Source organism: Enterococcus canintestini (assembly GCF_001885735.1).
Lineage (GTDB): Bacteria > Bacillota > Bacilli > Lactobacillales > Enterococcaceae > Enterococcus_C > Enterococcus_C canintestini.
Genome location: NZ_JXKG01000052.1, coordinates 1 through 1,008, shown reverse-complemented (window position 1 = coordinate 1,008; position 1,008 = coordinate 1). Strand labels below are relative to the sequence as shown.

1 protein-coding gene is annotated in these 1,008 nt (G+C 38.6%); it reads right to left on the bottom strand.

Going from position 1 to position 1,008, the window contains the following annotated elements; translation table 11 throughout:
* Window positions 1–1,008, bottom strand: a 1,008-nt coding sequence (locus RU96_RS12570; RefSeq protein ID WP_071865809.1) for an ISL3 family transposase, incomplete at both ends; no start/stop codon positions are given.

Here is a 1,008-nt window from a genome sequence, read left to right as displayed (position 1 = left end):
GCGAAAATTATAGAAATTCCGATAACCAAAAGCTGTCCTTTTTATTAACTTAATCTTGTTGTTTAATCCCTCAGTTGTCCCATTCGATAGTTTCACTTTAAACGCATTCTCAATTCCTACACGATAACGCTGGAAGATTTGAAATTTCTTTTTGAACGATTCTGACAAAGTAGATGCCATCGTTTGAAGCGTTTCTTGAAACCCTTCATAATCTCGCTTCGTGAAGTGATAACGTAATAATTGCATAAACTGATAGGCCTCTTTCAACTCTTCGTTGTAAGTTAAGAGTTCGTCGACAATTTCCGTTTGACTAATTAGCCGATGGAACAATCGATGATAGGTTCGTTTGAGTGGTTCGAGATGATCAGAATCTTTTAGTAATAATTTCCAATAGCGTTTAAGACGGCGGTATTTCTTTTGATTCTCAGAACGAGAATCGCGAAAGCGATTCATAATCTGTACACGGAATTGATTAAAGCTGCGATTGATGTGTTGAACAATATGGAAGCGGTCAGTCACGAGTTGGGCATTCGGAAAGACCGTTTTAAGTAGCTGACAATAACTGGCATTCATATCCATGACTAGATATTTGACCTTTAAACGGGCCTTTCTAGGAAAACGCAAGAAGTATTGGGTCAATTTATAGAGCCTACGATCTTCAAGAATCGTGAATAATTGATTCGTTGTGCCATCAACGCAAATAAAACTCATGGATCCAGACACAGATTTCATGGACTTAAATTCATCCATACACAGTACAGTAGGAAGAAAGTTCATGCTTGGCTGAACATTCTTAGTCGCTTCCCGCAAAATACGTGTAACCGTTCCGTCAGAGACGAAGTACTTCTTGGCAATCAATTTGCGTGATTGATTTTCATACAGTTCCATGAGGATTGCCTGTTTCAATTCCTTTGTTAATTGATGATGCTCATCCACTAAGTCCGTTTTCGAAGAAAATGTTTGTCCGCAATCATGACAGAGAAAGCGCGTGCGTTTCAATTCTAACAG